Raw genomic sequence first — 7,461 nt, 5'->3', positions numbered from 1 at the left:
GACCCGCCCCAGCCGCTCGAGAGCCTGGGTTTCATGCCCTGGCGGCCGAGCGTGCCGGCGGTGATCGGCCAGGTGGTCGACGGTGACGCCGCCGCCGAGGCGGGTCTCGAGCCCGGGGACCACGTCGTGTCCATCGACGGCGCGCCGGTGGCGGACTGGACGGCGTTCGTCTCGATCATTCGCGAAAGCGGCGGTCGCACGCTGGAACTTGGCGTCGAGCGCGACGACGCGCCGGTGACGCTGTCGCTGGTGCCGCAACGCAAACCACTGGAGAACGGCGCCGAGGTTGGGTACATTGGCGCAGGAGTGACGCCGGTCGACTGGCCCGAGGCGCTCTTGCGCGAGGTTCGCTACGGCCCGCTCGAAGCCGTGGGGCAGGCGTTCTCGCGCACCGGCGAGATGATCGTGCTCACCGTGGATGCGATACGCAAGATGCTGGTCGGGTTGATCTCACCCTCGAATCTCTCCGGGCCGATCACCATCGCACAGATTTCCGGTGACTCTGCCCGCGCGGGAATGGAAGCGTTCGTCGGTTTTCTGGCTTACCTTTCGATCAGCCTGGGCGTGTTGAACCTGCTGCCGATTCCCGTGCTCGACGGTGGCCACTTGCTTTACTATTTCATCGAGGTCGTGCGCGGGCGTCCGGTGTCGGAGCGAGCTCAGGCAATGGGACTGCGTATCGGGCTCGCCATGATAGGGACGCTCATGGTGATGGCTCTCTACTTCGATCTGATGCGCCTCTGGTAATGACGCGTGTAGCGCGTGGGATGCCTTGTCATCCGCCTGCACAAATGTATATGGTGCCTGTTTGGAAAAACCGGCAGACCAACGCGAGCGAACTGACTGCATGAAAATCAAGACCCTTGGAATGGCGGCACTGCTGCTGGCAGGTGCAAGTAGCGCCCAGGCACAATCCTTTGACGTTTCGGACATTCGTGTGGAAGGGCTTCAGCGGGTATCCGCCGCCTCGGTCTTCAATGCCTTCCCCGTCAGCACCAACGACCGCGTCAGCGAGCAGCAATTGGCAGAGGCGGCGCGCAGCCTGTTCGCCACCGGCCTTTTCGAGGACGTCTCGCTCGCCCGCGAAGGCGACGTGCTGGTCATCCAGGTCATCGAGCGGCCCACCATCGCGCGCCTCAACATCGCCGGCAACGACCAGATCTCCACCGAGGATCTACGTCGTGGCCTGCGCGAATCCGGCCTGTCCGAAGGACAGGTGCTGCAGCTCTCCACCCTCGAGGAGATCCAGCGCGAGCTCGAAGGGGTCTATCAAGCCCAGGGACGTTACAGCGCGCGGATTCGCACCGAGGTCGAGGAGATCGACGAAGGGCGCGTGCAGGTCAACATCAACATCAACGAAGGCGAAGTGGCGACCATCCGCCAGATCAACATCGTCGGCAACGAGGCCTTCGACGAGGAGACCTTGCGCCGCGTCTTCGAACTCGAGGACCGTCCGGGGCGCTTCTTCGGCTGGTTCTCCAACGACGAGTACTCCCGCGAGGCGCTGTCCGGCGACATCGAGCGCCTGCGCTCGTTCTATCTCGACCGCGGCTACATCAACTTCGACGTCGTCTCCACTCAGGTCTCCATCGGCCCGGAGCAGTCGGACATCTACATCACCCTGAACATCGACGAGGGCGAGCAGTACCGGGTGGGCGACATTCGCTTCGCCGGCGATCTCCAGATCGGCGAAAGCGAAGCGCGCAACCTGCTGGAAGTGCAGAGCGGCGACGTCTTCTCGCGCGCCCAGGTCAACGCCTCCACCGAGGCGCTGCGCAGCCGCCTGGGCGCCGAGGGCTTCGCCTTCGCCGAGGTGCGCGGCGTGCCCGAACCGACCGGCAGCGGCGACGCGGTGGATCTGGTGATCGCCGTCGAACCGGGCCAGCGCACCTACGTGCGCCGTATCGAGTTCTTCGGCAACACCACCACGCAAGACGAGGTGCTGCGTCGCGAGATGACCCAGATGGAAGGCGCGCCGGCCTCCACCGAGTCGATCACCCAGTCGCGCCAGCGCCTCGAGCGCCTGGGCTTCTTCAGCCAGGTGGAAGTGGACACCCAGCCGGTGCCGGGCCAGCCGGATCTGCTCGACGTCACCTACAACGTCGAGGAGCAGCCGTCTGGCTCGGTCTCGGCGAGCGTGGGCTTCTCCCAGAGTGCCGGCGTGATCTACGGCGTGGGGCTTGCCCAGAACAACTTCCTGGGTACCGGTAACCGCGTCAACATCGGCGCCCAGCGAAGCGACACCTTCACCAGCGTCAACTTCGCCTTCACCGATCCCTACTGGACGCTGGACGGCATCTCGCGCGGCTACAACGTCTTCTACCGCGAGACCGACTACGCCGACTCCGATATCTCGACGTTCTCGACCGACGCCTACGGTGCCGGCATCAACTTCGGCTACCCGGTCAGCGAGCTCTCAAGGCTCAACTTCGGCGCCAGCATCGAGGACCTGACGGTCAAGACCTACTTCGACACCGCCTCGGAAATCCGTCGCTACGTCGAGGAGCAGGGCGAGGACGCCCAGAGCCTGAAGCTCACCGCCAGCTGGACGCGCAACAACCTGAACCGCGGCATCATGCCCACTGCCGGCAACTACCAGCGCCTGTCGCTGGAGACCGGCGTGCCGGGCAGCGATGCCGAGTACTACAAGGTGCGCGCCCGCGCCCAGCAGCTCTTCCCGATCAACGACGAGCAGACCTGGGCGCTGAAGTTCTCCGGCAACCTCGGCTACGCCGATACGCTCGGCACCAGCGACCCGTTCCCGTTCTACGAGAACTTCTACGCCGGCGGCCTCGGCTCGGTGCGCGGTTTCACCTCCAACACCCTGGGGCAGCGCACCACGCCGGCCCGCGAAGGCGGCCGCGACCGTACGCTCGGCGGTAACGTGCTGGTCGAGGGTAGCGCCGAGGTGCTCTTCCCGCTGCCCTTCATCGAGGATCAGCGCTCGATCCAGACGTCGCTGTTCGTCGATGCCGGTAACACCTTCCTGAGCTCCTGCTACGACGTGCTCGACGAGGATGCGGACCGCCAGCGCTGCAGCTCCGGCGTGGACCTGGGCGATCTGCGCTACAGCGCGGGTATCGGCCTCTCCTGGCTGACGCCAGTGGGCCCGCTGACCTTCAGCATCGCCGAGCCGCTCAACGACGAAAGCGGCGACGACACGCAGTTCTTCCAGTTCTCGCTGGGTCAGACGTTCTAACTCAGACGTTCTAACATGGATGGCGCCGTGCGCCCCTCGCCTTGAAAAGGAGTTAACATGCGTAAATTGACGGCAGCGGTGTGTCTTTTCGGGGCGATGGCGCTGCCTGCCTACGCCGCCGAGGTCGCCGTGCTCGACTGGCGCGCCGCCTTGATGAACACCCAGTCGGCACAGAGTTCGCTGAGTCAGCTCGAAAGCCAGATCGGTAGCCAGCAGCGCGAGGCCCAGGGCCTGGGCAACGAGCTCCAGCAGCTCCAGCAGCGCCTGCAAAACGAAGGCGAGACCATGGGCCAGGCCCAGCGCGACGCCCTGATCGCCGAGCTTCAGCAGAAGGGCAGCCGCTTCGAGCAGCTGCGCCGCGAGGTGCTCCAGGCCCAGCAGGCCTCCGAGCAGCAGTTCCTGCAAGGCGCCGAGACCAAGCTCGAGCAGGCCGTCGAACAGGTGCTCGCCCGCCATAACCTCGACGTGCTGGTCGAGCCCAACGGCGTGCTGCACTCCTCGACGGATCTGCCGGATGTGACCAACGAGGTCACCCAGATCTTCGACTCGCTCTAAACTCATCGAATGGACGGTGCGACGTGGTCGCACCAACGTTATTGTGGGCTCCCATGACGCACGCTTCTCACCCCATCACGCTGGCTGATATCGCTCGCCACCTGGATATCGCCTTCGACGGCGATGCCAGTCGGCCGATTCGTGGATTGGCGACGCTCAAGGAGGCCGGGCCCGACCAGGTCGCCTTTCTGGCCAACCGTGCCTATCTGAAGGATCTGGCCTCGACCCGGGCGGCCGCGGTACTGCTGCACCCGGAGCACGGCAAGAACTGCCCGGTACCGCGGCTCGAGACGGAAAACCCTTACCTTGGCTATGCCAGGATCTCCCAGCTCTTCGATCCGCTGCGCGCCCGCGACGTGCCCGGCGTGCACGACACCGCCGTGGTCGCCGAGGACGCGGTGCTGGGCGAGGGCGTGGTCATCCAGGCCAACGCGGTGATCGAGTCCGGCGTGACGCTCGGCGCACACGTGGTCATCGGCGCCGGCAGCGTGGTAGGGGCGGACAGCTCCATCGGTGACGGCTCGCGCCTTCACGCCAACGTCACCGTCTGCCATGGGGTGGTGATCGGCAAGCGCGTGGTGCTGCAAAGCGGCTGCGTGATCGGTGGCGACGGCTTCGGCTTCGCCCACGACGGCGCCGGCTGGCACAAGATCGCCCAGCTCGGGGGCGTGGTGCTGGGCGACGACGTCGAGGTGGGCAGCTGCTCGAGCATCGACCGCGGTGCGCTCGGCGACACCTTGATCGGCTGCGACGTCAAGATCGACAGCCAGGTCCAGATCGCCCACAACGTCACCATCGGCGATCACAGCGCCCTGGCGGGCTGCGTGGGCATCGCCGGCTCCACCCGGGTGGGCAAGCACTGCATGCTCGGCGGCGGCGTCGGCCTGTCGGGGCACCTGACCATCTGCGACGGGGTCCAGGTCACCGGCATGAGCCTGGTCACCAATTCGATCCTCGAGCCCGGCGTCTACTCCTCGGGCACCGGGGCGATGAACAACACCCAGTGGCGCAAGAATGCCGTGCGTTTCAAACAGCTCGATGACATTGCCAAACGTTTGAACAAATTGGAAAAAAATAGCCGAAGCGAGTGACCCGGCGTTTTAAAGCGGGTCATCGGTGGTTCTGGGCCCGAAGGCGGGGGTATAATTCGCCCTCGATACCAGCGGGCGTGCTGGCGTTTGCCCGATCAAGCATCGGGTTTTTTGTCTTTTTTGAGGTCTGACGATGGTTATGGATATCAACGAGATTCGCGAATACTTGCCCCACCGTTATCCGTTCTTGCTGGTGGATCGAGTAACGCAGTTGACCGTGGGCGAAACCATCGTCGCGTTCAAGAACGTCAGCATCAACGAGCCCTTCTTCAACGGCCACTTCCCGCATCACCCGATCATGCCCGGCGTGCTGGTGGTCGAGGCGCTGGCCCAGGCCTGCGGCATCCTCGGCTTCAAGACGGTCAACAAGCTGCCCGCGGATGGCTACGTCTACTATCTCGTCGGCAGCGACAACGTGCGCTTCAAGCGCCCGGTGATGCCCGGCGACCAGCTGCGCCTTGAGGCCAACGTGATCAAGGGCAAGCGCGGCATCTGGAAGTTCGCCTGCAAGGCGACGGTCGACGGCGAGCTTGCCTGCGAGGCGGAAATCATCTGCGCCGAGAGGAAGGTGGCTTGATACATCCTACTGCACTGATCGATAAAGCGGCGCGCCTGGCCGACGATGTCGAGGTCGGCCCGTTCAGCGTCATCGGCCCTGACGTCGAGATCGGCGCGGGCTCCGTCATCGGCCCGCACGTGGTGATCAAGGGGCCGACGGTGCTGGGCGAGCGTAACCGCATCTTCCAGTTCGCCTCCGTCGGCGAGGATTGCCAGGACAAGAAGTACGCCGGCGAACCCACGCGCCTGGTGATGGGCGACGACAACGTGGTGCGCGAAGGCGTGACCCTGCATCGCGGTACGGTCCAGGATCGCAGTGAAACCACCATCGGTTCGCGCAACCTGTTCATGGCCTACGTCCACGTCGGCCATGACTGCGTGATCGGCGACGACTGCATCCTCGCCAACCAGGTGACGCTGGCCGGCCACGTCACCGTCGGCAACTTCGCGATCCTCGGCGGTCTTTCGGCGGTACACCAGTTCTGCCACTTCGGCGACTACGCCATGGCCGGCGGCGGCTCGATCATCACCAAGGACACCCCGGCCTACATGATGATCAACGGCAACCCGGCCGAGGCGCGCGGGCTCAATCTGGTGGGCTTGAAGCGCCGCGGCTTCAGCCGCGAGGCGATCAACGCCCTGACCGTCGCCTACAAGCTGGTCTACCGCCAGGGGCTGACCGTCGAGCAGGCCCTCGAGCAGATGCGCGAGCGCTTCGATCTCGACGAGGTCAAGCACTTCGCCGATTCGATCGAGCGTGCCACCCGCGGCATCGTCCGCTAGCGGCGTCGTCGACGCCGGATATTTCCGAGCGGCGCCGTGCGCCGCCCGCTCTCGCTTCACGAAACGCCCCTTCAGGACGATCGATCATGGCCTTGACGCGTGTCTTCATCGTTGCCGGCGAGCTCTCGGGTGATCTTCTGGGCGCCGGCCTGATGCGCGCGCTGCGCGCGCGCCACCCGGACATCGAGTTTCGCGGCATCGGCGGCCCGCGGATGCAGGCCGAAGGCATGCAGAGCCGCTTTCCGCTCGAGACCCTCTCGGTGATGGGACTGGTCGAGGTGCTCAAGCATCTGCCGGAGCTGGTCGGCGTGCGCCGCACCCTCTACCGCGAAGCGCTCGCCTGGCAGCCGGACGTGATGATCGGCATCGACGCGCCGGACTTCAACACCGGCCTCGAGCTCAAGCTACGCCGTGCGGGCATCAAGACCGTGCACTACGTGAGCCCCTCGGTGTGGGCCTGGCGGCAGGGGCGGGTGAAGAAGATCGCCCGCGCCGTCGATGCCATGCTGACGTTTCTGCCCTTCGAGGCGGACTTCTACCAGCGCCACCGGGTGCCCGTCACCTTCGTCGGCCATCCGCTGGCCGACGAGATGCCGCTGGCCACCGACCGTGCGACAGCTCGACAGGCGCTCGGCCTTGCGCCCGAGGGGCCGCTGCTGGCGGTGCTTCCCGGATCGCGAGCCAACGAGATCCGCTTCATGGGCGCGACGTTTCTCGATGCCATCGAAACGCTTTGCCAGCGCCATCCGACGCTCGGCGTGGTGATTCCCGCCGCCACGCCAGCGCGCCGGCGCGAGCTTGCCGCGCTGCTCGCGGGCTACCCGGCACTGGGCGAGCGGGTCACGCTGATCGAGGGTCGCGCCCGCGAGGCGATGGTGGCGAGCGACGCGGTGCTCTTGACCTCCGGCACCGCCGCGCTCGAGGCGATGCTGTGCCACCGGGCGATGCTGGTGGCCTACAAGATGGCGCCGGCCACCCACTGGCTGGCGAAGAAGCTGGTCAAGACGCGCTGGATCTCGCTGCCCAACCTAATCGCCCAGGAGGCCCTCGTCCAGGAGCTGATCCAGGAGGAGGCAACGGCGCAAGCCATCGCCTGCGCGCTCGACGATCTGCTCGCCGACGAGACCGCCCGCCAGGCCCTCGAGATGCGCTTCGCCCAAATGCACGCCGCGCTGCAGCGTGGCGCGAGCCATCGCGCGGCGCTGGCGGTCGAGGCGGTGGCGGCGGGCCTGGCGCTGCCTGACGAGGGCGATGCTGGTGGCCTACAAGATGGCG

7 protein-coding genes are annotated in these 7,461 nt (G+C 65.9%); all 7 read left to right on the top strand.

Annotation, left to right across the window (positions count from 1 at the left end; translation table 11 throughout):
* Positions 1-747, top strand: a 747-nt coding sequence (gene rseP / locus BIS11_RS07470; RefSeq protein ID WP_253585877.1) for an RIP metalloprotease RseP, incomplete at its 5' end; no start/stop codon positions are given.
* Positions 748-847: 100 nt separating this feature from the next.
* Positions 848-3,199 carry an outer membrane protein assembly factor BamA gene (gene bamA / locus BIS11_RS07465; RefSeq protein WP_367399078.1) on the top strand — a complete coding sequence of 784 codons (2,352 nt, stop codon included), beginning with the start codon at positions 848-850 and terminating at the stop codon, positions 3,197-3,199.
* A gap of 57 nt (positions 3,200-3,256) precedes the next feature.
* On the top strand, positions 3,257-3,754 hold the full coding sequence (locus BIS11_RS07460) for an OmpH family outer membrane protein (protein WP_227391142.1): 498 nt from the start codon (positions 3,257-3,259) through the stop codon (positions 3,752-3,754).
* A 53-nt stretch (positions 3,755-3,807) separates the two neighbouring features.
* Complete coding sequence (gene lpxD / locus BIS11_RS07455) at positions 3,808-4,845, top strand: UDP-3-O-(3-hydroxymyristoyl)glucosamine N-acyltransferase (protein ID WP_253423337.1); 1,038 nt, start codon at positions 3,808-3,810, stop codon at positions 4,843-4,845.
* Between the two features lie 133 nt (positions 4,846-4,978).
* Positions 4,979-5,422: a 3-hydroxyacyl-ACP dehydratase FabZ gene (fabZ, locus tag BIS11_RS07450; protein ID WP_227391140.1), complete on the top strand. Its 444-nt coding sequence runs from the start codon at positions 4,979-4,981 to the stop codon at positions 5,420-5,422.
* Entirely contained in the window at positions 5,419-6,186 is a 768-nt protein-coding gene (gene lpxA / locus BIS11_RS07445) for an acyl-ACP--UDP-N-acetylglucosamine O-acyltransferase (RefSeq protein ID WP_253423340.1), read from the top strand. The genes fabZ and lpxA overlap by 4 nt, the downstream gene beginning before the upstream one ends.
* A gap of 86 nt (positions 6,187-6,272) precedes the next feature.
* A partial coding sequence (gene lpxB, locus BIS11_RS07440) for a lipid-A-disaccharide synthase (protein ID WP_253585876.1) occupies positions 6,273-7,461 on the top strand: 1,189 nt, incomplete at its 3' end.

Origin of the sequence: Halomonas sp. 707D4 (assembly GCF_024158685.1) — a bacterium.
Classification (GTDB): domain Bacteria; phylum Pseudomonadota; class Gammaproteobacteria; order Pseudomonadales; family Halomonadaceae; genus Vreelandella.
This window is presented reverse-complemented; position numbering and strand designations above follow the sequence as displayed.

Excerpts from the sequence above, each read along its gene's own strand:
- BIS11_RS07460 (WP_227391142.1), top strand. The coding sequence starts at position 3,257 with ATGCGTAAATTGACGGCAGCGGTGTGTCTTTTCGGGGCGATGGCGCTG.
- fabZ (WP_227391140.1), top strand. The coding sequence starts at position 4,979 with ATGGTTATGGATATCAACGAGATTCGCGAATACTTGCCCCACCGTTAT.
- lpxD (WP_253423337.1), top strand. The coding sequence starts at position 3,808 with ATGACGCACGCTTCTCACCCCATCACGCTGGCTGATATCGCTCGCCAC.
- bamA (WP_367399078.1), top strand. The coding sequence starts at position 848 with ATGAAAATCAAGACCCTTGGAATGGCGGCACTGCTGCTGGCAGGTGCA.